General features: G+C 61.8%; 23 protein-coding genes and 1 other RNA gene. 6 read left to right on the forward strand and 18 right to left on the reverse strand.

What is annotated here, in order from left to right; genetic code table 11:
• Positions 1-7: 7 nt before the first annotated feature.
• The 10 genes from ftsW to rsmI all read right to left on the reverse strand — a co-directional run bounded on the left by ftsW (position 8) and on the right by rsmI (position 10,883).
• On the reverse strand, positions 8-1,189 hold the full coding sequence (ftsW, locus tag ACWFVE_RS09430; RefSeq protein WP_447529015.1) for a putative lipid II flippase FtsW: 1,182 nt from the start codon (positions 1,187-1,189) through the stop codon (positions 8-10).
• Entirely contained in the window at positions 1,186-2,559 is a 1,374-nt protein-coding gene (murD, locus tag ACWFVE_RS09435; protein ID WP_447529016.1) for a UDP-N-acetylmuramoyl-L-alanine--D-glutamate ligase, read from the reverse strand. The genes ftsW and murD overlap by 4 nt, the downstream gene beginning before the upstream one ends.
• An 83-nt stretch (positions 2,560-2,642) precedes the next feature.
• Positions 2,643-3,725, reverse strand: coding sequence for a phospho-N-acetylmuramoyl-pentapeptide-transferase (gene mraY, locus ACWFVE_RS09440; protein WP_447529017.1), 1,083 nt, complete (start codon positions 3,723-3,725; stop codon positions 2,643-2,645).
• Between the two features lie 19 nt (positions 3,726-3,744).
• On the reverse strand, positions 3,745-5,088 hold the full coding sequence (locus ACWFVE_RS09445; protein ID WP_447529018.1) for a UDP-N-acetylmuramoyl-tripeptide--D-alanyl-D-alanine ligase: 1,344 nt from the start codon (positions 5,086-5,088) through the stop codon (positions 3,745-3,747).
• Positions 5,088-6,581, reverse strand: coding sequence for a UDP-N-acetylmuramoyl-L-alanyl-D-glutamate--2,6-diaminopimelate ligase (locus ACWFVE_RS09450; protein WP_447529019.1), 1,494 nt, complete (start codon positions 6,579-6,581; stop codon positions 5,088-5,090). Before ACWFVE_RS09450 ends, ACWFVE_RS09445 begins: the two co-directional genes overlap by 1 nt.
• Positions 6,582-6,596: 15 nt before the next feature.
• Positions 6,597-8,303, reverse strand: a complete 1,707-nt coding sequence (locus ACWFVE_RS09455) for a peptidoglycan D,D-transpeptidase FtsI family protein (protein ID WP_447529020.1) — start codon at positions 8,301-8,303, stop codon at positions 6,597-6,599.
• Complete coding sequence (gene ftsL, locus ACWFVE_RS09460; RefSeq protein ID WP_447529021.1) at positions 8,300-8,632, reverse strand: cell division protein FtsL; 333 nt, start codon at positions 8,630-8,632, stop codon at positions 8,300-8,302. The genes ACWFVE_RS09455 and ftsL overlap by 4 nt, the downstream gene beginning before the upstream one ends.
• A gap of 2 nt (positions 8,633-8,634) precedes the next feature.
• Positions 8,635-9,585, reverse strand: a complete 951-nt coding sequence (rsmH, locus tag ACWFVE_RS09465) for a 16S rRNA (cytosine(1402)-N(4))-methyltransferase RsmH (RefSeq protein WP_447529022.1) — start codon at positions 9,583-9,585, stop codon at positions 8,635-8,637.
• Positions 9,586-9,632: 47 nt separating this feature from the next.
• Positions 9,633-9,993, reverse strand: an RNA gene (gene rnpB, locus ACWFVE_RS09470) — RNase P RNA component class A.
• A gap of 32 nt (positions 9,994-10,025) precedes the next feature.
• A complete protein-coding gene (gene rsmI, locus ACWFVE_RS09475; protein WP_447529023.1) occupies positions 10,026-10,883 on the reverse strand; it encodes a 16S rRNA (cytidine(1402)-2'-O)-methyltransferase in 858 nt (285 codons plus the stop codon).
• Positions 10,884-10,999: 116 nt separating this feature from the next.
• On the opposite strand from rsmI, the gene ACWFVE_RS09480 reads away from it, so the two are divergent.
• Genes ACWFVE_RS09480 through ACWFVE_RS09495 form a run of 4 tightly spaced genes read left to right on the forward strand, consistent with a single transcriptional unit; the run spans position 11,000 to position 14,095 of the window.
• On the forward strand, positions 11,000-12,502 hold the full coding sequence (locus ACWFVE_RS09480; RefSeq protein ID WP_447529024.1) for a penicillin-binding protein activator: 1,503 nt from the start codon (positions 11,000-11,002) through the stop codon (positions 12,500-12,502).
• Positions 12,492-12,863 (forward strand): YraN family protein, encoded by a 372-nt coding sequence (locus ACWFVE_RS09485; RefSeq protein ID WP_447529025.1) that lies wholly within the window; start codon positions 12,492-12,494, stop codon positions 12,861-12,863. Before ACWFVE_RS09480 ends, ACWFVE_RS09485 begins: the two co-directional genes overlap by 11 nt.
• A 20-nt stretch (positions 12,864-12,883) precedes the next feature.
• The gene (locus ACWFVE_RS09490; RefSeq protein ID WP_447529026.1) at positions 12,884-13,477 is read left to right on the forward strand and encodes a phosphoheptose isomerase; all 594 of its coding nucleotides are present in this window, start codon (positions 12,884-12,886) and stop codon (positions 13,475-13,477) included.
• A 45-nt stretch (positions 13,478-13,522) separates the two neighbouring features.
• On the forward strand, positions 13,523-14,095 hold the full coding sequence (locus ACWFVE_RS09495) for a BON domain-containing protein (RefSeq protein ID WP_447529027.1): 573 nt from the start codon (positions 13,523-13,525) through the stop codon (positions 14,093-14,095).
• Between the two features lie 82 nt (positions 14,096-14,177).
• Here ACWFVE_RS09495 and ACWFVE_RS09500 read toward each other — a convergent pair whose 3' ends face one another.
• The 5 genes from ACWFVE_RS09500 to zapE all read right to left on the reverse strand — a co-directional run bounded on the left by ACWFVE_RS09500 (position 14,178) and on the right by zapE (position 17,780).
• Positions 14,178-14,675, reverse strand: coding sequence for a ClpXP protease specificity-enhancing factor (locus ACWFVE_RS09500; RefSeq protein WP_447529028.1), 498 nt, complete (start codon positions 14,673-14,675; stop codon positions 14,178-14,180).
• A 60-nt stretch (positions 14,676-14,735) separates the two neighbouring features.
• Positions 14,736-15,362 carry a stringent starvation protein SspA gene (sspA, locus tag ACWFVE_RS09505; RefSeq protein ID WP_447529029.1) on the reverse strand — a complete coding sequence of 209 codons (627 nt, stop codon included), beginning with the start codon at positions 15,360-15,362 and terminating at the stop codon, positions 14,736-14,738.
• Positions 15,363-15,569: 207 nt separating this feature from the next.
• The gene (rpsI, locus tag ACWFVE_RS09510; protein WP_447529030.1) at positions 15,570-15,959 is read right to left on the reverse strand and encodes a 30S ribosomal protein S9; all 390 of its coding nucleotides are present in this window, start codon (positions 15,957-15,959) and stop codon (positions 15,570-15,572) included.
• A gap of 13 nt (positions 15,960-15,972) precedes the next feature.
• On the reverse strand, positions 15,973-16,401 hold the full coding sequence (rplM, locus tag ACWFVE_RS09515; protein ID WP_447529031.1) for a 50S ribosomal protein L13: 429 nt from the start codon (positions 16,399-16,401) through the stop codon (positions 15,973-15,975).
• A gap of 197 nt (positions 16,402-16,598) precedes the next feature.
• A complete protein-coding gene (gene zapE / locus ACWFVE_RS09520; RefSeq protein ID WP_447529032.1) occupies positions 16,599-17,780 on the reverse strand; it encodes a cell division protein ZapE in 1,182 nt (393 codons plus the stop codon).
• Positions 17,781-18,125: 345 nt separating this feature from the next.
• On the opposite strand from zapE, the gene ACWFVE_RS09525 reads away from it, so the two are divergent.
• Positions 18,126-18,599: a YhcB family protein gene (locus tag ACWFVE_RS09525; protein ID WP_447529033.1), complete on the forward strand. Its 474-nt coding sequence runs from the start codon at positions 18,126-18,128 to the stop codon at positions 18,597-18,599.
• A 62-nt stretch (positions 18,600-18,661) separates the two neighbouring features.
• On the opposite strand, the gene ACWFVE_RS09530 is transcribed toward ACWFVE_RS09525, so the two are convergent.
• Positions 18,662-19,423: a Nif3-like dinuclear metal center hexameric protein gene (locus ACWFVE_RS09530; RefSeq protein WP_447529034.1), complete on the reverse strand. Its 762-nt coding sequence runs from the start codon at positions 19,421-19,423 to the stop codon at positions 18,662-18,664.
• Between the two features lie 197 nt (positions 19,424-19,620).
• Here ACWFVE_RS09530 and ACWFVE_RS09535 point away from each other — a divergent pair, with 197 nt between their 5' ends.
• Positions 19,621-20,862, forward strand: coding sequence for a S1C family serine protease (locus tag ACWFVE_RS09535; protein ID WP_447529035.1), 1,242 nt, complete (start codon positions 19,621-19,623; stop codon positions 20,860-20,862).
• 41 nt (positions 20,863-20,903) lie between these two features.
• Here the strand turns inward: ACWFVE_RS09535 and hisD are convergent, their stop codons facing one another.
• Together hisD and hisG are read right to left on the reverse strand one after the other, a co-directional pair.
• Positions 20,904-22,217: a histidinol dehydrogenase gene (gene hisD, locus ACWFVE_RS09540; protein WP_447529036.1), complete on the reverse strand. Its 1,314-nt coding sequence runs from the start codon at positions 22,215-22,217 to the stop codon at positions 20,904-20,906.
• Positions 22,218-22,227: 10 nt separating this feature from the next.
• Entirely contained in the window at positions 22,228-22,884 is a 657-nt protein-coding gene (hisG, locus tag ACWFVE_RS09545; protein WP_447529037.1) for an ATP phosphoribosyltransferase, read from the reverse strand.
• Between the last annotated feature and the right edge of the window lie 6 nt (positions 22,885-22,890).

Genomic DNA, 22,890 nt, shown 5'->3' on the forward strand with positions numbered 1-22,890 from the left:
TCCTTACTCAAGATAAACGCGGCTCGAAGCGAGACTTATACGGGGTGGAGGCGCGCCGGGGCCGGTGGCGAGTTTCGGCGTCTACGCGCAGCAGCAGGCCAATCATCATACCGGTCACCAAAAGACTCGAACCGCCGTAGCTGATCAGGGGAAGTGTCAGCCCCTTGGTGGGCAGAAGCCCGGAGCTTACCGCCATATTGATAAATGCCTGGGCGGAGACGATGAACCCGATACCGTAGCTTACATAGGCGCCGAACAGGTGCCCGGCAAGCTCCGCGCGCCGGCCAATCAGCATGGCGCGGGTAACGAACAGGGTAAAGAGCGCCACCACGCTGATCGCGCCAATCATGCCGAGCTCTTCGGCGATCACCGCGAAAATGAAGTCGGTATGCGCTTCGGGCAGGTAGTGGAGTTTTTGCACGCTATTGCCAAGCCCGGTGCCGGCGACATGGCCGCGCCCGAAAGCGATCAGCGCCTGGGTCAGCTGGTAGCCGGTCGCGAACTGATCCGCCCAGGGGTCCAGGAAACTGGTCCAGCGGGCCAGCCGGTAGGGCTCCATCACCACCATCATCACCGCGCCGAAGGCGAGAACGCTGCCGCTGCCGAGCAATAGCACGAGCGAAGCGCCGCTCATCATCAGCATGCCGATGACGCACACGGTATACACCACCATGCCGCCGAAATCCGGCGCCAAAAAGAGTAGCCCGGCGGGCACGGCGAGCACCGCAATTGGCCGCCACATGCTGAACGCCCGATTGCGCAGGTCATAGGTAAAGCGCGACATGAACGCCGCCATATAGAAAATCAGCCCCACCTTGCCAAGCTCGGAAATCTGCAGGCTGGGAAGCGGGCCGGGCAGCGAGATCCAGCGCTTACTGCCGTTTATTTCCTGACCGACCATCAATACCATGACCAGCATGAAAATACTGGCGAGCAGAATCAGCGAGGCGTTCTGGCGCCAGGCCTCCAGCGGCACACACAGCATGAAAAGGCACGCAATGCCGGCCACCAGCAAAAAGACCGCGTGCTGGCGAGAGTAGTAGTAGCTGTTTTCCAAAAGGCCGACCGAGGCCGAACTCACCATGATCCAGCCAAGCCCGGCAAGCGTTACCACCGCCACGATCAGCCAGACATCGCAGGGCAGATGCTTAGTGGTCACGGCATTCATAAAGCGTTGGCGTCGGCTCATGCACCCACCTCACTGCGTTGACGGTTGACCCACTCACGAAACGCCTCGCCACGCGCTTCGAAGTTGGCAAATTGATCGAGACTGGCGCAGGCCGGGGAAAGCAACACGCAGTCCCCCGGGCGCGCCGTCTCGAAGGCAAGCGCCATGGCCTGGGCGAGGTCGGCCACCTCGCGCACCGGGACCGCTTCACCCAGGGCGGCCTTCAGACGCGGGGCATCCGCGCCATACACCACGACTTCACGGGCGTAACGGGCGAGCGGCGCCGCCAGCGGCGTAAAGTCCGCGCCCTTACCGACACCCCCGGCCAGCAAAACGAGCCGCCCTTCGAGGGTGGCACCGATGCCGTGGATAGCGGCCAGGGTCGCCCCCACGTTGGTGCCCTTGGAGTCGTTGACCCAGCGCACCCCGTTAAGCGTGGCGATGACTTCGCTGCGGTGGGCCAGGCCCTTGAAATCCACCAGCGCCCGGCACATGCCGGATAGCGAGAACCCCAGGCGGTCGCCCAGGGCAAGGGCGGCCAGGGCGTTCATGTAGTTGTGCTGGCCGGCCATGCTCAGCGAATCCGTGCGTAGCAGTAGGGTTTCCCCTTGGGCGAGCCACGTCTGGCCTTCCACGGTTTTCACCCCCCACTCCCCTGCCTCGTGGGCGCGGCTGCCAAAGCGCGAAACCTGCGCGGCGCCGCGAGGCCAGGTCAGCGGGTCGTCGGCGTTGACCACCGCGTGTTCGGCGCCGATAAAAATACGCGCCTTCGCCTCGCGGTAGCGCGCAAGGTTTTCGTGTCGGTCGAGGTGGTCTTCGCTTAGATTCAAAAATGCCGCGGCCGTCGCGTCGAGACGCGGGGTCGTTTCCAGCTGAAAACTCGATAGCTCGAGAATATAAAGCGCTGCCTCGGGGTGGGTCTCCAGAAGCTCCAGCGCCGCCGTGCCCAGATTCCCCCCGACCGCGGCGTCGACACCGCAGGCACGGGCCATCTCGCCCAGCAGCGTCGTCACGGTGGATTTGGCGTTGGAGCCGGTAATCGCCGCCACCGGCGCTTTCACCGCGCGCCGAAAAAGCGCGATTTCCCCCACGAGCCTCGGCTCGCCGGTGATATCGTCGACCTGTTCGAGTAGACCTTCAAGGCCTGGCGTAAAAGGGTCGACGCCCGGGCTGATCACGACTTCCCGAGCGCGACTGAAATCGACCGCGGTCAGCGGGCCACAGTAGGTAGCGACCCTGGGGTAAAGCGCCTGAAACGCTTCGAGGCCTGGCGGCGCGGTACGCGTGTCCAAAAGCGCAAAGGGAGCGCCCAGGCGAGCCAGATGGCGGCAGATCGCCCGGCCGGAAACCCCCAGGCCGATAACGGCGGTCACGCCCTCAGGTATCTGCATTGCTTGGCTCCTTACGTACGGCCGGCGATCCGGCGGCCAGTGCTCTGGCAGCCAGCCGCTGGCCTTGCGAGAATCGCGTCGTCCTAGCGCACTTTCAGGGTGGCAAGCCCCAGTAGCACCAGCACCACGGTAATGATCCAAAAGCGCACGATTACCCGGGGTTCCGGCCAACCCTTAAGCTCGTAGTGGTGATGAAGCGGCGCCATGCGGAAGATACGCCGCCCGGTCAGTTTGAACGACCCCACCTGCAGGATCACCGACAACGTCTCGACCACGAAGATACCGCCCATGATAAACAGCACGATCTCCTGGCGAACGACCACCGCTACGACGCCAAGCGCCGCACCAAGGGCCAGAGCACCGACATCGCCCATGAAGACCTGCGCCGGGTAGGTGTTGAACCACAAAAAGCCCAGACCAGCGCCGGCGATCGTTGCGCAGAACACCGCGATTTCGCCGGTACCATGAATGAACGGAATATGCAGGTAGTTGGCGAACACCGCGTTACCACTGGCGTAGGCGAACACCGCAAGCCCCATGGCCACCAAAACGGTGGGCATGATGGCAAGCCCGTCCAGGCCATCGGTCAGATTGACCGCGTTGGAGCTTCCGACGATCACGAAGTAGCTCAGCACGATGTAGAAAACGCCCAGCGGCAGCGCGAAATCCTTGAATAGCGGCAGCAAAAGGCTCGTTTCGGCGGGGGTGGTCGCGCTGAAATAGAGAATCAGCGCCGCGCCGAGACCGACCACGGATTGCCAGAAGTATTTCCACCTGGCCGGCAGGCCGCGGGGGTTTTTCTCGACCACCTTGCGGTAGTCGTCGACCCAGCCGATCGCGCCGAAGCCCAGGGTAACGGCCAGCACCACCCATACGTAGTGGTTGGCCAGGTCCCCCCAAACGAACGTACTGATGGCGATGGACATGAGAATCATGACGCCACCCATGGTGGGCGTGCCGGCCTTTGAGAGGTGAGACTGGGGCCCGTCGTCGCGTACCGACTGACCGATCTGGCCGTCGACCAACCGCCGAATGACCCATGGGCCAAGCCACAGGCAAAGCATGAGTGCGGTGATGGCCGCCAGGATGATGCGAAGCGTGAGGTAGTTAAAAACCTGAAAAGCGCTTTGGTATTGAGCTAGCAAATTCGCCAGGTGAAGTAACATGAACGGCGTTTACCCTGTTTCAACCGAGCAGCGCGGCAAGGACGTTTTCCATGCCGGCGCTGCGTGACCCTTTCACCAATAGCGTGGCGTTAGGCGGCAACGTATTAATAATATGACGCGCGAGCGTCTCGTGGTCGTCAAAGTGGTACCCGCGACCGAAGGCATCGCTGACGGCGCGCGCGGCGTCGCCGCAGGTGAGCAGCGTATCGACACCGATTTCACGTGCGTAGCGCCCTACTTCGCCGTGCAGCGCCTCGGCGTTTTCGCCAAGCTCGCCCATGGCCCCCAGCGCACACCAGTGCGGCCCGGGGAAGCTTTTAAGCGTATCGAGCGCCACCTTCATTGCACCGGGATTGGCGTTATAGGTGTCGTCCAAAAGCGTACTGCCGTTGGGCCCTTCGATCACGCTAAGCCGACCGGCAAGCGGCGCAAGCGCCGACAACCCCGCCACCACGCGATCCGCCGACACCCCAGCGGCAAGCGCGGCGGTGGCGGCGGCCAGGGCGTTGCTCACATTGTGCTTGCCGGGCAGCGCCAGGCGCACTTCGCCAAGCGCGCACCCCTTTCGAACAAGCGTGAAAGCATACCGCCCTTGGCTGTCGCAGGAAAGTGCCTTTGCGCAGACATCCGCTTCGCTATCAACGGCGTAGCTCTGCACCCGGCCCGGGGCAAGCGCCGCCCAGGTGTCGAAATAGCGGTCTTCACGATTGAGTACCGCCACGCCGTCGGGCTTGAGTCCCAGCAGCAATTCGCTTTTGGCCTGGGCGATGTGGCCCATACCCCCGAACTCGCCGACGTGGGCCCCGGTCACGTTGGTGATGATGGCCACATCGGGGGCCGCCAAGCGGCTGGTCCAGGCGATCTCCCCCAGGTGATTGGCGCCAAGCTCCACCACCGCCGCCCGGTGCTCGGGGGTCAGGCGCAAAAGCGTCAGCGGCGCGCCGAAATCGTTATTGAGATTGGCCTCGGTGGCCAGCACCGGCCCCAGGGGCGCGAGCAGCGCCGCGGTCATTTCTTTGACGGTGGTCTTGCCGCTGTTGCCGGTAACCGCCACCAGCGGGGCGTCGAAACGCGTGCGCCAGGCCCTAGCCAAAAGCCCCAGCGCCAGGCGGGTATCGGCGCACACCAGCTGGGGCAGCGCCGAATCGACCGGCGTTTGTACCAGCGCGGCCGCCGCCCCCAGGGTGCGTGCCTGCTCGATAAAGTCGTGAGCGTCGAAGCGCACTCCTTTGAGCGCAACGAACAAACAACCCGGCGTGATACGCCGGGTATCGGTCACCACGCATGTGAACGCGAGTGCCGGGAAGTCGCCGGGTAGGGTTAGATTCAGGGACGCGGCAACGTCCGCTACGTGCCAACGCATTAACCGCCGCTCCGCAGTTCAAACGCCTTTAGCACTTCGGCTGCGTCGCGGTAGTCATGACGCACGCCGTCGATCTCTTGATAAGCCTCGTGACCTTTGCCCGCGATCAACACGACGTCATCGACGCCAGCCTGGCCAATCACCTGCTCGATGGCCGCCCGTCGATCGCCGATTTCGCTAAACGCGCCGGCTTTGCTAAAGCCTTCGGCAATCATGCGGCGAATGGCGTCGGCGGGTTCGCCCCGGGGGTTGTCGTCGGTGATCACGCTGTGATCGGCCTGCTTTTCAGCCACTCGCGCCATTTCCGCACGCTTGCCGGTGTCACGCTCGCCACCACAGCCAAACACGCACCAAAGCTTGCCGGACTCGCTTAGATGATCGCGCAGCGCGCCCAGGGCCGAGTGAAGCGCATTCGGGGTATGGGCATAGTCGATCACCACGCTTGGGGAATGGGCCGCTTTATAAAGCGCCATGCGCCCGGGAACCGGATTGAGCTTCGACGCGGCCTCGAAAAGCGCGCCGAGCGGCTCGCCAAGCCCGTAAAGCGTGGCGATGGCGAGCAGCACGTTATCCAGGTTGAAGCGCCCCATCAGGTTCATCTCGAGAGTCTTTTCCCCCTCCGGGGTAGCGATGAGCGCGTGTTGGCCCAGTGCATGAGGGTGCCAGCCCACCACGCGCAGCGTACAGGCCTGGTCATCGCCGATGGCCAAAACGCGCACGCCTTTTTCCAGACCTGCCAGCATGAGCCTTGCCAGCGGGTCCTGGGCGTTGACCACGGCAAGCTCTAGCTCCGGGCGGCGAAAGAGCTTCGCCTTGGCCGCCGCGTAGGCGGCCATGCTGCCATGGTAATCGAGATGGTCCCGGCTCAGGTTGGTAAACACGCCGGCACGGATATTACAGGCGGTTAGCCGCTGCTGATCCAGCGCATGGGAGGAGGCTTCGATAGCCACGCGCTGGGCACCACTTTGGGCAAGTTCGGCCAAAGAACGCTGTAAAAAAAGCGGCCCTGGCGTGGTCAACCCGCTATCGGCCAGCTCGCCAAGCCGGCCCGTACCCAAAGTGCCGATCACCCCGGCCGGGGTATTCAAAAGCTCGCTCAGCTCGGCGATATAGTGGGTGACCGAGCTTTTACCGTTGGTGCCGGTCACCCCAATCAGATCGAGGTCATCGGGCACGGCGAACAGCGCACGCCCCAGCTCACCCAGGCGAAGCACCAGGTGGGGCAAATGAAGCACACACCCCTCTAAGGTAACGCGCGGCTTTTTCGAGTGCGCCAGCACCAGCGCGGCACCCTGCTCGAGGGCGGCATCGATGTAATCGCGTCCATCGCGTTGGCTACCTGGCACGGCAACGAACACGTCACCAGGGGCAACCGCTCGGGAGTCGCTGGTCAAACGGAACTCATCGGGTAACGCGGGTAGCTTTTCAGGCAGCTCATTGGCCGGCCACCCTTTCTTTAACGCATCCCACAAACGGCGGGGGCTGGACGTCATTTTGTCTCCTTCACGCTATTCCACTTCGTAGTCGGGCGGTACATCCAAAAGCCGTAACGCATTGCCCGTCACGCTGGAAAAAACCGGGGCGGCGACCGCGCCGCCGTAAAACTGACCGGCCCGTGGGTGGTCGATCATCACCACCGTCACGATACGCGGATCCGAAATCGGTGCGATACCCGCAAACACGCTGCGGTAGGCGTCGACGGCGTAGCCTTGCTGGCCGGTTTTGCGCACCGTTCCAGTCTTGCCGCCCACCCGGTACCCCTCTACTCGGGCGCGACGCCCGCCGGAGGTAGGTCCGACCGAGGTTTCGAGAATATCGAGCAAATCGTTGGCGACACTCGGGTCGATCGCCTGACTCCCTTGTGGGGTGTCGGAAAGGCGCAAAAGCGAGGGCGACATGCGCACGCCGTCATTGGCAAGCGCGGTATAGGCGCTGGCCAGCTGAACCGCCGAGACCGAGAGCCCGTAACCGTAGGAGAGCGCGGCGCGCTCACTACGCGACCAGCGAACCGGCGCGGGCAGGCTACCGGTGGACTCGCCGGGGAAGCCGGTACCGGGGCTTTGACCAAGACCCAGCTGGTTGTACTTCTCCCAGACCGTCGTATCGTCGAGTCGAAGAGTGAGCTTGGACATACCGATATTGGAGGATTTCTCCAGAATGCCGGGCAGGTCCAGCTCGCCGTAGTTGCGAATATCGCGAATGGTGAACTGGTCGATGCGCATCCAGCCAGGCGAGGTGTCCACGATCACATCGCGGTCGACCACGCCGCTTTCGAGAATCGCCGCCATGGCCAGCGGCTTCATCACCGAGCCGGGTTCGAACACGTCGACCAGCGCCTGATTACGCAACCCCCGCGGGTCGAGGCCGGCGCGGTTATTCGGGTTGTAGGACGGCAGATTAGCCATGGCCAACACCTCGCCGGTGCGTGCATCCATGGTGACCAGCACGCCGCCATCGGCTTCGTTTTCGGCCACCGCCGCGCGCAGCTCACGGTACGCCATATATTGAATACGTTGATCGATGGACAGCGTCAACTCGCCGCCGGGCTGAGCATCGCTGATGATCCCCAGTTCGCGCACCAACCGCCCGCGCCGGTCGTTGATCACCCGGCGCTGGCCCGGGTGGCCGGCCAAAAAGGGCTGATAGGCGAGCTCGAGGCCTTCCTGGCCGATATCGTCGACGTTGGTCACCCCGAGAATCTGGGCGGCGACTTCTCCCGCCGGGTAGTAGCGCTTGTACTCGCGCTGCTGATAAACCCCGGGGGTGCGCAAATCGAGAATGCGCTGGGCGGCCTCGGGGGTCATCTGACGACGAAGATACATGAATTCGCGGCTTGAGTAGCGCTCGATGCGCGCCTCGAAATCCCCCAGGCCCATACCCAGCGCCTGGGCAAGCATGACGCGCTGGATCGCATCGGTAGGGAGTTCCTGGGGGTTGGCCCAAAGTGTTACCACCGGCGTCGAAATGGCCAGCGGCTCCCCGTTGCGGTCGGTAATCATACCGCGGTGGGAGGGAATCACTTCGTGGCGCAGGGTTCGCGCGTCGCCCTGGCTTTGCAGAAACGGCCGGTCGATCACCTGCAAAAGTGTAATACGCCCGACCAGCACGCAGGCGGCCATGGCGACTAAAACGAGAATGAACAGAAAGCGCCCGCCACCCAAAGGCGGCGCAATGGGCGTCTGCCGGGAGGTGCCCCCGCGGCGGCGTTGGTTCATGGCCGAATAACCTCGACATCGTCTACATCGGGAATGCGCATTTCAAGGCGCTCGGTGGCGATCTGCTCGATACGTGCCGGCGTCGACCAGGCGCCCTCTTCGAGCAAAAGCTGGCCCCACTCGGTCTGCAGCTGGTTCTTTTCCTGCTCAAGGCGCTGAAGCTGAGCGTACTGAGTGCGCGTCATGTGGGTCGTTGCCACCACGGCGAGTGCTGTCAGCATACAGCCGAGAAAGAGCGCCAGGATGATGAGGGGCCAGAGGCGTAAACGTAGCTTGAAGGGCCACTCACTACGCAACACGGACCACCAGTAGTCGATTCGCTCAAGCATGGTCAGCCTCGCTTTTTGGCCGCCCGCATGACCGCGCTACGCGCGCGCGGGTTTTGATCGACCTCGAACGGCGTAGGCCGTACGCCCTTGTTGAGCGCCTCGAGGCGGCGATTGATCTGATCGTCACGCACCGGCACGCCCTTGGGCAGGTGGGTATCGCCGCGGACGTGGTGGCGAATGAAGCGCTTCACTCGGCGGTCTTCCAGCGAATGAAAGCTGATCACGACCAGATGCCCGCCCGGCGCCAGTGCTTCGAGAGCGGCCTCGAGGGCAGCGTCGAGCTGATCGAGTTCGCCGTTTAAGTAGATACGCAACCCCTGAAACGCCTTGGTGGCCGGGTGGCGGCCCTTCTCCCAGGCGGGATGTGCCTGTTTGAGTACCTCGGCCAAGTCCAGGGTGTGGGTGAACGGCTTCTCGGCGCGCCGGGTCACCACTGCGCGCGCCAGGCGTTTACCGAAACGCTCCTCGCCCAGGGTTTTGAAAACGTCGGCGATCTCCGCTTCCTTGGCGTGCGCCAAAAAATCCGCCGCGCTTTCGCCCTGGGTGGGGTCCATGCGCATATCCAGCGGGCCGTTGCGCATGAAGCTAAAGCCGCGCTCCGGATCATCGAGCTGGGGGGACGACACGCCGACGTCGAGCAGTATTCCGGAGAGCTTGCCGAAAAGGCCCTGCTCTTTGGCGTATTCGCCAAGGCGCGCAAATTCGCGCCGGGTAATCGAGAAGCGCGAATCGTCGATGGCGTTGGAGGCCTCGATGGCCTGGGGGTCCCGGTCCATGGCCAACAGGCGGCCGGTTTCGTCAAGACGCGAAAGAATCAGGCGCGAATGTCCGCCGCGGCCAAAGGTGCCGTCAAGGTAGACGCCGTTTGCCGAATGCACGAGGGCGTCGACCGCTCCGTCTAGCAAAACGCTGGTATGGCGAAAGTCGGAAACGGTCTGGCTGGCAGAGGACATGATACGCACACTGTGTTGGAAGGCCCCGAGAGGGGCCTTGCATGGAAATGGGGAGTCGGCCGATAAGCCGGGTTCTGTCGTGGACAGTCATTCCTCTAGGCGCTTTGTCGCCAAAGCGCTCAAGCAACCTACCCGGATCCAGCGCGGGCCACGCCAATGGATCCCTATTTGGTCTTGCTCCGAGTGGGGTTTACCTTGCCACGCACTGTTGCCAGGCGCGCGGTGCGCTCTTACCGCACCCTTTCACCCTTACCGGCCCCGAAGGTTTATTTCCGGGGCTTAGGCGGTCTACTCTCTGCTGCACTTTCCGTCGGCTTACGCCGCCCAGGCATTACCTGGCACTCTGCCCTATGGAGCCCGGACTTTCCTCCCCTGCGCACGCGCAGCGGCGACTGTCTGGCCAACTCCGGCGGCAAGCATACCAGCGCCCCGCCCCCGCCTCAATGCTCTGTTTTCATTGCCTGCAATCTGGCGTACCACTCTTTCTTACGCCCGCCCAGCAGATTCGCGGCAATCGCCGCGCCTTGCTTCACACCGACCCCCTCGTCCAACAGCGTTTTCAAAAGCTTTTCATCGTTAATGGTCTGCGCGTCCTGCTCTTTAGCCGCCGGCGCCCCGGCCACCATTACCACGAACTCACCGCGGGCCTGGTTGGGGTCGGCGGCTAGCCTATCGAGCAGCTCGCTGGCCACGCCCTGTAGAAAGGTTTCGAAGGTTTTGGTCAGCTCGCGGGCCAGCACGATGGCCCGGTTGGGCATCTGCTCGTTCAGCGCCTCCAGGGTCTGCACGATACGGTGGGGGGATTCGTAGAACACCAGCGTCTCCTCGCGCTCGCTGCAGACCTCCAGCGCCTGACGGCGGGCGCCAGCCTTGGCGGGCAAAAAACCACGAAAACTGAATCGATCCGTGGGCAGGCCCGCCCCGCTAAGCGCGGCAACCAGCGCACAGGCGCCGGGGATGGGCACGATGTGGCGGTTGCGCGAACGAAGTTCTCTTACCAGAATGAAACCGGGATCGCTGATCAAGGGGGTACCCGCATCGCTGATCAGCGCGATGCTCTCGCCGGCTTCGAGGTAGCCGTCCAATGCCTCCACCCGGTGGCTTTCATTGTGCTCGTGAAGCGATATGAGCGGCTTGTTGATCCCAAGATGGCTCAAAAGCCTGCCGCTATGCCGGGTGTCCTCGGCGGCGATGCGCGAGACGCTTTCAAGGATCCGGGCGGCGCGTGGCGTTAAGTCCTCCAAATTCCCAATTGGCGTGGCGACCACGTACAATGTGCCCGGAGGCTGATGAGTCATAATGTCTCCCGATTTTAATAGCTGACGCTAGCTAATGGTGCGCTATGCTTTTGCAAGGATTGAGGGATCTATCCTCGGCTTTAAACAGCGCAAATGAAAAAACCAAGGAAGCATACATGAAACGTTCACTCCGTGGCCTGCTCGCCAGCGCCTTTACCGCCCTGGTGTTGACCGGGTGCGCCATTCAGCAGCCAGGCGTGGTGGATCGCGCCCCGGCCGAGGACGCCGGGCGCCTTTTGAACCAGGCCGAGCAGCAAGGGCCGGAGCAGGCCTCATTGAGCCGCCTGGAAGCCGCTAACATCCTGGCTCAGCAGGGCCAGCGCGAAGAGGCGTTCGACGCCGCTTCCGCCGTTGACGAAGCCGCGCTTTCTGAGCAGGACCGCGTACGCTGGGCGCTGCTCTTCTCGGAGCTTGGCCGCGCCCTTGACGACCCACGCGCGGTGCTGCGCGCCACCCAGGTACTGGACGAAGAGCTCCCCATGCGCGATAACGAGCAGCAAACGCTGCGCGAACGCGCCCAGTGGGCCCGGGAAGCAATGGACGAGCCGGGCCGGGTTCAAGCCTCGCTTCCGGCGCTCGAAGGCGCCGACATTCGCCGCATCATGGTCGCCCTTCCCCAGTCGGGCCCACTGAGCAACATTGCCGATACGATCAGCAATGCCATGCGCGAACACAGCGCGATTCGCGGTCAGGGCGTCGAGCTGAGCTTCGTCGACGCGGCGCAGTATTCCATGGACGAACTCTATAGCCGCGCCGAGCAAATGAACGCCCAGCTGATCGTCGGCCCGCTGGACAAGGAACAGGTCAGCCGCCTCGAACAGCAGTCCAGCGTTCCGCTGCCGACGCTTGCGCTGAACTACGGCAGCGGCTCGCAAAACCAAGCCGCCGGGCTTTTCCAGTACGGCCTTTCTGCCGAAGATGAAGCACGTCAGGCCGCGCGGCGCGCCTACCAGGACGGTCGGCGCCAAATGTCGGTCATGGTGCCGGATAACGACTGGGGCCGCCGCGTAGGCGAAGCCTTCTGGAACGAGTTCCAGGGCCAAGGGGGCGAAGTCACCAATGCCGTTCGCTACAACCCGAACAACGAGGTTTCCAGCGCCGTACAAACCGCGCTGAACGTGAGCGGCGATCGCGCTCAGCTTGGCAGTATCGATGCGCTCTTTTTGCTCGCCCTGCCGGACTACGCCCGCCAGGTACCGCCCATGTTGGACTTCTACTACGCCCAAGAGCTGCCCATCTATGCCACCTCGCACCTTAACGAGGGCAGCCGTGAACGGCGCTTGAACCAGGACCTCGACGACGTAATGTTCGTCGATATCCCCTGGCAGATTCCCGATGCAGCCGTCGGCGGCGAAGAAGCGCTGCCGTTCAGCGCAAGCTACCAGGCGCTTCACGGTGAAGGGGACGCGTCACTCTTCCGCCTGCAGGCCATGGGCGTCGATGCGTACGAGTTGGCGACCCGGCTGTCGGATCTCTCTTCCATTCAGGGCTTCAACGGTAGCACCGGGACGCTGTCGCTTTCCGGCGATGGCCGTATTCACCGCGAGCTTCCCTGGGCGCGTTTCCAAAACGGCCGCCCGGCACCGATCCTATCGCCGGGCCTGCTGGGTGACCAGTAAACCGCAAACCGCGCGCAAGCGCGGCGCCGCCATTGAGCAGCTTGCTGCTCAATGGTTGCAGCGTCAGGGTTTAACGCTGATCACCGCCAACCACCACGTCAAAGGAGGCGAGCTCGATCTTGTCATGATGGACCAGGACACCCTGGTCTTCGTGGAGGTCAAGCACCGCACTTCCCTACGTAACGGCCACCCGCTCGAGACCGTGACCCCACTCAAGCAGCGCCGCCTAATTCGCGCCGCCTCGCTTTACCTGGCCCGTCACGCTGTCTCAACACCCTGCCGCTTTGATATTCTAGCGATGACCGGCCAACCCCCTTCTCTCGAGTATCACTGGGAGAAGGCGGCTTTCGACGCTTACTAACACGACACCAGGAAGCCCTAATGGACTTTCAATCCCGTATTCTTAGCCACTTCAATGCAAGCATTGATACCAAAACCTACGCCAGCGAAGTGCTGCCCCCGTTTATCGAGGTGGCCAGCCAAATGATGGTTCAGTGCCTGGTCAACGAAGGCAAAATTCTTGCCTGCGGCAATGGCGGCAGCGCCGGCGATAGCCAACACTTCTCCGCCGAGCTTTTGAACCGCTTCGAGCGTGAACGGCCGAGCCTTCCGGCATTGGCGCTCACCACCGACACTTCCACGCTAACGTCGATCGCCAACGACTACAGCTACAACGAGGTGTTTTCAAAACAGATTAGAGCCCTGGGCCAGCCAGGCGATATACTGCTGGCCATCTCGACCAGCGGCAATTCCGCCAATATCGTTCAGGCGATTCAGGCCGCCCACGACCGCGACATGGTGGTGGTCGCACTGACCGGCCGCGACGGTGGTGACATGGCATCACTTTTGGGCCAGGATGACTGCGAGATTCGCGTCCCGGCCACGTCTACCGCGCGCATTCAAGAAGTGCATCTGCTGGCGATCCACTGCCTGTGCGATCTAATCGACGAGCAGCTCTTTGGCGGCGCCGCTTGAAGCGTCGTCGTTTGATTGACCATTTTCGTGTTTAAGGAGTCGGCCATGGCCCTTCGCAACGCATTTCGTTCTTTTTGCCTCATCACCGCTTGTAGCGCGGTGCTGCTGGCGGGCTGCGCCAACAACTCGGCCTCCAACCCTTCCAACTACGCCCAGCGCAGCAGTGATGTCGAGGCGGTAGACGCCACGGTCGAACGCCAGGTCGAGCGCACCCTCGACCGCGCGGATGCGCGCCTGGCCGATGCGCGTATTCGCGCCCACAGCTACAACGGCACGGTGCTGCTGGTCGGCCAGGTGCCGAGTGAAGAGCTTCGCGACACGGCCAGCGAAGTCGCCTCCAGCGTGCGCGGGGTCAACCAGGTGCACAACGAGCTGGCCATTGCCGCGAACCTCCCGGCCACCCAGCGTCTAAGCGATACCTGGCTTACCACTAACGTGATCAGCCACCTGGCCACCAACGAGCATATCGACTCCTCCAAGCTCAAAATCACCACCGAAAACGCCAGCGTTTATCTGATGGGCATGGTGACCCGCGAAGAAGCCGAGCGTATCGTCAACGCGGCGTCAAGCGTCGGCGGCATCCAGCGTATCGTCAAGGTCTTCGACTACATCGATTAACCCAAAGTAACGCGTAAAAAAAAGCCTCGCAGAATGTGCGAGGCTTTTTTATGGGGCAGCGTTACGCTTTGCTTTGCCGGCGCTATTTGACCACGCGAAGCGTCGGCTTCTTTTTCGGCTTGCCGGACCCATCGGAAGGCGCGTCAGGCGTTTCGCCCGAGCCTTCCTCGGTGGGTTCGGTCACGCTAAGCATAGGCCCGCTCTTTTCGCTTTCGTCACTTTGGACGGTGCCATCGGTTTCACCGGCATCGTCTTCACCCTCTTCAAGCTCGGGCTCGTGACCAAATACCATACCCACGCCGTTTTCCCGCGCGTAGATGGCGATCAATGCCTGAATGGGGATCATGACCTGCATCGGCTGGCCACCAAAGCGGGCGCTAAAGCCGACCGCCTCGTTCTCCATGAACAGATCGCGCACCGCGGTCGGCGCGACGTTGAGAACGATCTGGCCGTTCTGGACGAACTGGCGCGGCACTTCGACGCCGGGCTGGGTGGCATCGACCACCAGATGCGGCGTTAGCTCGTTATCCAAAAGCCACTGATAAAGCGCCCGGGCAATATAGGGACGGCTCGATTTCATAAGACTCCCTTGATGGTCATCAAGGCCCCGCCAGCTAACGCCGCGGGGCTTTAAGGGTTTTTACGCGCGCATCTCTTTTTCACGCTCGTTCAAAGCAGCCTTGAAGGTCTCACGCTCGAACACCCGCGACATGTAGTTCAGAAGCGGTTTGACCTGCTTTTCGGGCAGCTCGATATTGAGCTCCGGCAGACGCCACAAGATCGGCGCCAGACAGCAGTCGACCAGGGTAAACTCGTCGCTCATGAAGTAAGGCATGTCTTCGAAGATCGGCGAAATACCGATCAGGCTTTCGCGAAGCTCCTTGCGCGCCTTCTCGGCCTCTTTTTTGCCGCCGGTACGAATCTGGTCGAGCATGGGGCACCACTCGCGCTCGATACGGTGCATCCAGAGCCGGCTTTGAGCGCGCGCGACCGGGTAAACCGGCAGCAGCGGCGGATGCGGAAAGCGCTCGTCCAGATATTCCATCATCACCTTGGACTCGTAAAGCACCAGATCGCGGTCCAGCAGCGTAGGTACGCTGTTATAGGGGTTGAGATCGGCTAACTCCTGCGGCGGCTGCTCGTCGTTTACGTCGACGATATCGACGGCGACCCCTTTTTCAGCCAGAACAATGCGTACTCGATGGCTAAAATGATCGTCATTACCTGAATAGAAGATCATAGAAGACCGCTTGGCCACAACACCCATGAAAGCATCCTCGCATTAAAACAATAGACAATAATAACATGCCAAGGCCTCCCTGGGGGAGGCAGACCCGCGCCATCTTCCTGCGCCCTGCCGCGCACCCTAACACCGCTTACGCTAACTCGAGATGCGCGCTCTCAACGCAGACGCCCGGCATAAAAAACGCCCAGGCCGATGGCCTGGGCGTTTTGTGCAGAACGCGCGTAAAAATTAACGCTTGGAGAACTGCGGACGACGGCGTGCTTTACGCAGACCGACTTTCTTACGCTCGACCTGACGCGCGTCGCGGGTAACGTAGCCAGCGGCACGTAGCGCAGGACGGAAGTCTTCGTTGTATTCCATCAGGGCACGCGTAATGCCGTGACGAATGGCGCCGGCCTGTGCCGAGCCGCCGCCGCCTTCAACGGTCACGTAGACGTCGAACTGGCTGAGCGTTTCGGTCAGCTCGAGCGGCTGGCGAACCACCATACGACCGGTTACGCGACCGAAGAAGTCGTCCAGCGCACGGTTGTTGACGGTGATGTTGCCGGAACCCGGCTTAAGGAACACGCGAGCGGTGGAAGTCTTGCGGCGCCCGGTACCGTAATATTGCTGTGACATGGCGAAGATTTCCTTAAATGTTCAGTTCAAGCGGCTGTTGGGCGGCGTGAGGATGCTCGGCGCCAGCGTAAACTTTCAGCTTGGCGTGCATGGCGCGACCCAGCGGACCCTTCGGCAGCATGCCTTTAACGGCAAACTCGATGATACGCTCAGGCGCATGGTCACGCAGCTGGTTGAACGTCATGGAGCGCAGACCGCCCGGGTAACCGGTGTGACGGTAGTAGTTCTTGTCCGTGGCCTTTTTACCTGTGACCTGGACTTTCTCGGCGTTGATGACGACGATGTAGTCGCCGGTGTCAACGTGAGGTGTAAATTCGGGCTTATGCTTGCCACGCAGGCGGCGAGCGATTTCGGTAGCCAGACGACCGAGCGTTTTGTCCGTGGCATCGACAACATACCAGTCGCGCTGGACGGACTGCGGCTTAGCACTGAACGTCTTCATGGATGAAATTCACCAGATTAAATGTATTGGGTGTCCTAGCCGCCAAGCGGATAAGCACCATCCCTATTTTTTTTGGTTACGGGATAAAGAAAACGCCCGTAACGTACAGCGAGGCGGCATTCTACACGACAAAACGCGCCACGTTAAGCGCCCCGGGCATTTTTATTACCCTGCCGCCCCGGCTTTTCGCCACGGCCTCACGGCTTGTGGGCCAGCGCCAGATACTCCCTGGACTGCATTTCCTGAAGCCTTGAAAGCGTGCGTTCGAACTCGAAGGAGAGTTTGCCATCCGTATAGAGGGATTCGACCTCGACCTCCGCCGACATCAAAAGCTTGACGCCCCGGTCGTAGAACTCGTCGACCATATTGATGAAGCGCCGTGCCTGGTCTTCCTGCTTGGCACTCATCTGGATGACGTTGGAAACCAGCACGGTGTGAAACTCCCGGGCGATCTCGATATAGTCGTTTTGGCTGCGCGGGCCGTCGCAAAGCTCGCGAAATTCGAACCAGGCTACGTTCTCGTGCAGGCGGCGCGTCTTCAACACGCGGTGATTGACCTCCAGCGGCGCGCCCTGCTCGCCGGCTTGGCCGGCAATCTCCTTGAAGCTACGCGTAAGCTCACGCTCGGCCTCGTCATCGCAGGGCGAGTGGAAAATTTCGGCACGCTCCAGCGCGCGCAGCCGGTAATCCACCCCGGAGTCCACATTGACCACCTCGCAGTGGCGGTTCAAAAGCGCGATCGCAGGCTCGAAGCGCGCCCGCTGAAGCCCGTCCTTGTAGAGCTCGTCGGGCACGATATTGGAGGTCGCCACCAGCACCACGCCACGTTCGAAAAGCGCCTCCAAAAGATTGGCCAGAATCATGGCATCGGTAATGTCCTTGACGAAGAACTCGTCAAAGCAGATAACGCGTGCTTCAGAGGCAAATTTACCCGCAATCAACTCGAGCGGATTTTTCTCGCCCTTGTAGTGGTTGAGCTCGTTATGCACCCGCTGCATGAAACGGTGGAAATGGGTGCGCATCTTATCGGGAAACGGCAGCGCCTCGAAAAAGGTATCCACTAGATAGGTTTTACCCCGCCCCACGCCGCCCCAAAAGTAAAGACCGTTCACCCGCGGCATGGCGGGCTCATCTTTCGATGCTTTCTTGCCCATGAGCCCGGCCATTCGCGCCTTGAACCCCTTGTTGGCCACTACGGTTTTAGGCGTTGTAGAAGGGGTTGCCAGCAACTCGTCGTAAAGTCGCTGCAGGTGCTCGACGGCCTTTTGCTGGGCTTCATCGAATTGAAAATCATCGCGCTGAATATCGCTTTTATAACGCGCCAGAGGCGTTGGCGGGTGCGTGGAACTTGCCTTGGCCGAGGCGGTTTTCGATGACATTCAAACACTCTCCAAAGGGTGGCGCGGGAAGCCGAATGGCCACCCGCGGCGGCGCAAAAGACGGCTGCCAAGTACGGATACTCAGTAAGGACACCAAGTACGGTTACAAAGTATGGATATAAAGTACGCATTCAAAGCACTAACACAAAGTAGCGTTTTACAGCGCAGTCGGCGCAGTCGCCAAGGGCAATGCGTTGTAAAGCAGCCAAATTATACGCTGGATAAACCCTGAACGCATCGGCGCATTGACCCAACCCGCTAAGTGACGCCTATAATGAAGCCAGCCGTGCATTAGCGCTTGGCGATGCGCCTGAACTGATCCAACCTGGTTTTAGGGAGAAAACTGTGGAAGCAAACTCACCAATCATCTATGCGCTGATCGGCTTGGCCGTTGGATTTTTGATCGGCCTTCTGTGTTACCGACTGGCGAACAAGGGTGAGCGCCATCGGGCATCGCTTAAGCAAACGCTTCTGGAGCGCGAACACCAGATCGCCGAACTCAAAAAAGCGATGGGCAGCCACGTAAGCGACGTTCGCCAGTGCCTCGAGGCCATCCGCAGCCAGGCAGACGACATCGAGGACAAGCTGGACGCCGGCGCCGAGCAGTGGGAACTGAGTAAAAACCCGGACACCGCCTTCACGCAGCCGCGAAAAACACCGGCGCTAGGTACTTCGACAACGCCCAAAGCTCCCGAGGCCGAGTCGCCCGCCACCCCCCGCGACTACGCTGACGGCAAGGGCGGCACCCTCTCCGAGGAGTACGGCTTGAAAGACACGAAGGCGAAAGAAGCTGCCGTCGACCAGCCGCCGCGCTACTAAGCCATCGCCGAAACACGGCACGCCAAACAAAAAAGCGAGGGCTCTCCCTCGCTTTTTTACATTCAGGCCGGGTTATCGATATCGACAAAGCGGTGGGCCACACCGTACTCGCTGGCCAGCCACTCGCCCAACGCTTGCACCCCGTAACGTTCGGTCGCGTGGTGGCCGGCTGCGATGTAGTGAATACCCATTTCCCGCGCCAGGTGAGTGGTACGCTCGGAGATTTCGCCGGAGACGAACACCTGGGCGCCCGCCTCATAAGCGGCGGTAATCATGTCCTGGGCGCCACCGGTGCACCAGGCGACACGCTCGATACGGGCAAGGCCGGGCGCCTCGATCACCGTCGGTACACGCTCCAGCACCGCACTTACCTGCTCGGCCAGACCATAAAGGGACTGGGCCTGACCAAGCCGACCCGACCATAAAAGCCCTTCGCCAAGCTCGCCGTCAATGCAGCCTTCCACTTTCCAGCCCAAACGCCTGGCAAGTTCGGCATTGTTGCCAAGCTCGGCGTGGGCATCCAATGGCAGGTGGTAGGCGAGCAGGTTGATATCGTGATTCAAAAGCGTCTTGATACGCTTTTGCTTCATGCCGGTAATCGCCACCGGTTCGTTTTTCCAAAAATAGCCATGATGGACCAGCACCATGTCCGCCTGCCAGGCAACGGCCTCCTCGAGCAGCGCCTGATTGGCCGTCACGCCGGTCATCACTCGGGCGACGCTGTCGCGCCCTTCTACCTGCAGACCGTTGACGGTGTAGTCCTTGAAACTAGATGCGCGAAGCTGGTGATCGCACGCTTTGACAAGCTGGTCGCGGTTAACCACGTCATCTCCTTATGGGGTTTGGCTACTGAGGATCGCGTTCAAAAAGTGTTACCCTATTCACTATTGTAAAGCTCGCGTCTTGTTATCGCGAACGAGGCCTTGCGAACAAGACGTCGCGAACTCAATGCTTGTACGAAACGCCTACCACCGCGCCCCTTTCGTGCCCAAAAGACCGTCAACGGCTGAGGATGTCTCGCATGCACCGCTATGTGCTGCCCTATGTATGGCCAATCGTTACCGGAGTTCTTCTGGCTGGGCTGCTGCTATTTGCCTTTCCCGACCTGTTGCCCAACCCGTTTCGAGCCGCTCCGCCGCCGCAAACCACTGGCGCATTGGTCCCCGCCAGCGAAACGAGCCCCCAGGATGTTAGCCGCCCGCGCCCGGAAATCCGCCAGGCGGCGCCGCTCGACCGTAATCAGGGGCCGGCCAGCTACTCGGATGCCGTCAACCAGGCCGCCCCGGCGGTGGTGAATATTTATTCCTCGCGGATTGTCGAGCGCGACCAGCATCCGCTAATGTCGGACCCGTTTTTTCAGCAGTTTTTTAACGGCGAAGACCCTACCGCCCACCAGCGTATGCTTTCGAGCCTGGGCTCCGGGGTGATCATCAGCCAGGACGGCTACGTGCTGACCAACCATCACGTCATCAACGACGCCGACCAGATTCAGGTAGCGCTTCGCGACGGCCGCGAAACCCTGGCGGAAGTGATCGGCACCGACCCGGAAAGCGATTTGGCCGTGCTGCGCATCGACCTGGAAGATTTGCCGGTGATCGAGCTCACCGACTCCCAGGAAGTCGCCGTGGGCGATGTGGCGCTGGCGATCGGCAACCCCTTTGGGGTCGGCCAGACCGTCACCATGGGTATCATCAGCGCCACCGGCCGAAGCCACCTAGGCCTCAACGCCTACGAGGATTTCATTCAGACCGACGCGGCGATCAACCCCGGCAACTCCGGCGGCGCGCTGGTCAACGCCGAAGGCGCTTTGGTGGGGATCAATACGGCGATCTTCTCGCGTTCCGGGGGGTCCCAGGGTATCGGCTTCGCCATCCCGGCCAATCTGGCCCACAGCATTCTCAACGAACTGGTCACACGCGGTCGAGTGATTCGTGGCTGGCTGGGGATCGAAGCCCAGGCGCTCTCCCGCGAGCTTGCGGCCTCTTTCGGGCTGCGTACGCCCCAGGGGGTAATCGTGGCGGGCGTGGTGAGCGACGGCCCGGCCGCCCAGGCGGGCCTTCAACCGGGAGACGTGCTGCTGTCCATCGACAATCAGGCGATTTTGGACGCCCGGGCGACCATGAGCGATATCGCCTCGATCCCACCGGGCACGTCGCTGCCGCTCACCGTCGTACGTAACGGCGAGCGCATCGAGACATCCGTGGAAGTAGGCGAGCGCCCTACGCCGGTTCGCGCCACTCTAGGGCCTGAGGGCGGCTCGTAGCCGCCGGGAAAGCGCGCCAGCAAACGCTGGCGCGAAGCCACCTAGTCGCGAATGCGGTATTCGGCGGAGCGGGCGTGGGCGGTGAGTGACTCGCCCCGGGCAAGCACGGAGGCGGTTTTGCCAAGCGTCGAGGCGCCCTCGGCGGTGCAGTGGATGATCGACGAACGCTTTTGAAAATCGTAAACGCCCAGGGGGGATGAAAAGCGCGCGGTGCCCGAGGTGGGCAGCACGTGGTTGGGCCCGGCGCAGTAGTCGCCTAGTGCCTCGGCGGTGTAGCGCCCCATGAAGATCGCCCCGGCGTGGCGTACCTGCTCGGCCAACTGCTCCGGGTTGGCCACCGAAAGCTCCAGGTGCTCCGGCGCAACCCGATTGATCAGGTCAATCGCCTCGTGTTCGCTTGCGCAGTGAATCAGCGCGCCGCGCTTACTCAATGAGGCGCGCACGATCGTCTCACGCTCCAGCGTCGGCAGCAGCCGCTCGATGGCCGCCTCGACCGCTTGGAGGTGCTCGGCGTCCCAACTGATCAGAATCGCCTGGGCATCCTCGTCGTGCTCGGCCTGGGAGAACAGATCCATCGCCAGCCACTCCGGGTCGGTCTGCCCGTCGGACACCACCAGAATCTCCGATGGCCCGGCGATCATGTCGATACCTACCTGGCCAAATACCGCACGCTTGGCGGTCGCCACGTAGATATTGCCAGGCCCCACGATCTTGTCGACCCGCGGTACGCTTTCGGTGCCATAGGCAAGCGCGGCCACCGCCTGGGCGCCACCAATGGTGAAGACGTAGTCGACCCCAGCCAGGTGCGCCGCGGCCAGCACCAGCTCGTTCAACACGCCATCCGGCGCGGGCACCACCATGACGATTTCGCCAACCCCTGCCACGTGGGCGGGAATGGCGTTCATCAATACCGACGAGGGATACGCGGCCTTGCCGCCGGGCACGTAGATACCCGCGCGATCCAGCGGCGAGACCTTCTGACCCAGCACCGTGCCGTCCGACTCTTCATACTGCCAGGACACGGGCTTTTGGTGCTCGTGGTAGCGCTTGATACGCTCGGCGGCGACGTTGAGCGCGTCGCGTTGGTCAACGGGCAGGCCGTCGAAAGCGGCCTTCAACCGCGCCGGTGTCAGGCAGAGCTCGCTCATTTGGCGCACATCGACCCGGTCGAAGCGGTTGGTTGCCTCGATGACGGCCTGGTCGCCGCGGGTTTTGACGTCCTCCAACAGCTCATGAACCCGCGCCTGCACGTCGCTATTGGAGACACCTTCCCAGTCGAGCAGTGCGTCCAGGCGTTGCCCGAAGGCGCTCTCGGCGGTGGAGAGCCGGTTGATGGTGGCCGCTTTATTACTCATCGAAAATCCCTTATGACTGGACTGCGTCTGCCCGGCGTTTTTCGACCGCGCTGGAAAGCCGTGCAAGCAGCGGCTTGATACGATCGTGCTTCATGGTCATGGCCGCTTTGTTGACGACCAGCCGGGTGCTGATATCCGCGATCAGCTCTCGCGGCTCCATGCCGTTGGCGCGCAGCGTATTGCCGGTGTCCACAATATCGACGATTTCATCGGCCAGGTTCATCAGCGGCGCCAGCTCCATCGCCCCGTAAAGCTTGATCACCTCGGCCTGGATGCCCTGCTCGGCGTAGTAGCGCCGCGCGATGTTGACGAACTTGGTCGCGACCCGACGGCGTGCCTTGGAAGGCGCCTGACCGGTCACGCCCGCGGTCATCAGCCGGCAACGCGCGATATCCAAATCGACGGGCTCGTAAAGCCCTTCGGCGCCGTGCTCGAGCAGCACGTCCTTACCCGCAATCCCCAAATCCGCCGCGCCCAGCTGTACGTAGGTGGGCACATCCGTTGCGCGAATGACCACGAACTTCACATCGGGCAGATTGGTATCGAACAAGAGCTTGCGGCTTTTGCTCAAATCCTCCGCCGGTGTGATACCGGCGTCGGCTAGAAGCGGCAGCGTTTCCTCTAATATGCGCCCCTTGGAGAGCGCTAAAATCAGTTGCTTACTCATGGTGTT

The sequence above is a fragment of the Vreelandella mediterranea genome (genome assembly GCF_970647075.1).

What these genes read in the sequence shown, in the direction of transcription:
- rsmH (WP_447529022.1), bottom strand. Translation starts at nt 9,585, where the DNA reads ATGTCCTCTGCCAGCCAGACCGTTTCCGACTTTCGCCATACCAGCGTT.
- ACWFVE_RS09455 (WP_447529020.1), bottom strand. Translation starts at nt 8,303, where the DNA reads ATGAACCAACGCCGCCGCGGGGGCACCTCCCGGCAGACGCCCATTGCG.
- rsmI (WP_447529023.1), bottom strand. Translation starts at nt 10,883, where the DNA reads ATGACTCATCAGCCTCCGGGCACATTGTACGTGGTCGCCACGCCAATT.
- ACWFVE_RS09450 (WP_447529019.1), bottom strand. Translation starts at nt 6,581, where the DNA reads ATGACGTCCAGCCCCCGCCGTTTGTGGGATGCGTTAAAGAAAGGGTGG.
- mraY (WP_447529017.1), bottom strand. Translation starts at nt 3,725, where the DNA reads ATGTTACTTCACCTGGCGAATTTGCTAGCTCAATACCAAAGCGCTTTT.
- ACWFVE_RS09535 (WP_447529035.1), top strand. Translation starts at nt 19,621, where the DNA reads ATGCACCGCTATGTGCTGCCCTATGTATGGCCAATCGTTACCGGAGTT.
- ACWFVE_RS09500 (WP_447529028.1), bottom strand. Translation starts at nt 14,675, where the DNA reads ATGAAATCGAGCCGTCCCTATATTGCCCGGGCGCTTTATCAGTGGCTT.
- rpsI (WP_447529030.1), bottom strand. Translation starts at nt 15,959, where the DNA reads ATGTCACAGCAATATTACGGTACCGGGCGCCGCAAGACTTCCACCGCT.
- ftsW (WP_447529015.1), bottom strand. Translation starts at nt 1,189, where the DNA reads ATGAGCCGACGCCAACGCTTTATGAATGCCGTGACCACTAAGCATCTG.
- murD (WP_447529016.1), bottom strand. Translation starts at nt 2,559, where the DNA reads ATGCAGATACCTGAGGGCGTGACCGCCGTTATCGGCCTGGGGGTTTCC.
- ACWFVE_RS09495 (WP_447529027.1), top strand. Translation starts at nt 13,523, where the DNA reads ATGGCCCTTCGCAACGCATTTCGTTCTTTTTGCCTCATCACCGCTTGT.
- ACWFVE_RS09445 (WP_447529018.1), bottom strand. Translation starts at nt 5,088, where the DNA reads ATGCGTTGGCACGTAGCGGACGTTGCCGCGTCCCTGAATCTAACCCTA.
- ftsL (WP_447529021.1), bottom strand. Translation starts at nt 8,632, where the DNA reads ATGCTTGAGCGAATCGACTACTGGTGGTCCGTGTTGCGTAGTGAGTGG.
- hisD (WP_447529036.1), bottom strand. Translation starts at nt 22,217, where the DNA reads ATGAGTAATAAAGCGGCCACCATCAACCGGCTCTCCACCGCCGAGAGC.
- ACWFVE_RS09480 (WP_447529024.1), top strand. Translation starts at nt 11,000, where the DNA reads ATGAAACGTTCACTCCGTGGCCTGCTCGCCAGCGCCTTTACCGCCCTG.
- rplM (WP_447529031.1), bottom strand. Translation starts at nt 16,401, where the DNA reads ATGAAGACGTTCAGTGCTAAGCCGCAGTCCGTCCAGCGCGACTGGTAT.
- hisG (WP_447529037.1), bottom strand. Translation starts at nt 22,884, where the DNA reads ATGAGTAAGCAACTGATTTTAGCGCTCTCCAAGGGGCGCATATTAGAG.
- sspA (WP_447529029.1), bottom strand. Translation starts at nt 15,362, where the DNA reads ATGGGTGTTGTGGCCAAGCGGTCTTCTATGATCTTCTATTCAGGTAAT.
- ACWFVE_RS09490 (WP_447529026.1), top strand. Translation starts at nt 12,884, where the DNA reads ATGGACTTTCAATCCCGTATTCTTAGCCACTTCAATGCAAGCATTGAT.
- zapE (WP_447529032.1), bottom strand. Translation starts at nt 17,780, where the DNA reads ATGTCATCGAAAACCGCCTCGGCCAAGGCAAGTTCCACGCACCCGCCA.